Source organism: Enterobacter sp. SECR19-1250, from assembly GCF_013391025.1.
GTDB classification, from domain to species: Bacteria; Pseudomonadota; Gammaproteobacteria; order Enterobacterales; family Enterobacteriaceae; genus Enterobacter; species Enterobacter cloacae.
On the sequence record NZ_JACASJ010000281.1, the window covers coordinates 1 to 1,057 of the forward strand.

At 65.4% G+C, this 1,057-nt stretch carries 1 protein-coding gene; it reads right to left on the reverse strand.

Annotation, left to right across the window (positions count from 1 at the left end):
* On the reverse strand, nucleotides 1-1,057 hold a 1,057-nt coding region (locus HX884_RS26610; RefSeq protein WP_178329046.1), incomplete at both ends, for a Tn3 family transposase.

The window sequence follows — 1,057 nt, forward strand, 5'->3', positions numbered from 1 at the left end:
AGGTTGATGTGTTCCCAGCCGAGCGGCGACAGGTACTGCAACAGACCGTCATCGACGGTCTGGCCGTGGCCACGCAAGGCGTTCGCGGCCCGTTCCAGATAGACCGTATTCCAAAGGACGATGGCCGCCGTCACCAGATTGAGGCCGGAAGCGCGGTAGCGCTGCTGCTCGAAACTGCGGTCACGAATTTCCCCCAGGCGGTTGAAGAACACGGCACGGGCCAGTGCGTTGCGCGCCTCGCCCTTGTTCAGCCCGGCATGCACGCGGCGGCGCAGCTCGACGCTTTGCAGCCAGTCCAGGATGAACAGCGTGCGCTCGATGCGCCCCAACTCGCGCAGGGCGACGGCCAGGCCGTTCTGGCGCGGGTAGCTGCCGAGTTTGCGCAGCATCAGTGAAGCCGTCACCGTGCCCTGCTTGATCGAGGTGGCCAGCCGCAGGATTTCATCCCAATGGGCGCGGACGTGCTTGATGTTGAGCGTGCCGCCGATCATCGGCTTGAGCGCGTCATAGGCGGCGTCGCCCTTCGGGATGTAGAGCTTGGTGTCGCCCAGGTCGCGGATGCGCGGCGCGAAGCGGAAGCCCAGGAGGTGCATCAGGGCGAAGACGTGATCGGTGAAGCCCGCCGTGTCGGTGTAGTGTTCCTCGATGCGCAGGTCGGATTCGTGGTACAGCAGGCCGTCGAGCACGTAGGTCGAGTCGCGCACGCCGACGTTCACGACCTTGGTGTGGAACGGCGCGTACTGGTCGGAAATGTGGGTATAGAACGTCCGCCCTGGGCTGCTGCCGTATTTCGGGTTGATGTGGCCGGTGCTCTCGGCCTTGCTGCCGGTGCGGAAGTTCTGGCCGTCCGACGATGACGTGGTGCCGTCGCCCCAATGCTCGGCGAACGGGTGGCGGAACTGTGCATTGACCAGCTCGGCCAGCGCCGCCCCATAGGTTTCGTCGCGGATGTGCCAGGCTTGCAGCCAGGCCAGCTTGGCGTAGGTCGTGCCGGGGCAGGACTCGGCCATCTTGGTCAGGCCCAGGTTGATCGCGTCGGCCAGGATCGTGGTCAGCA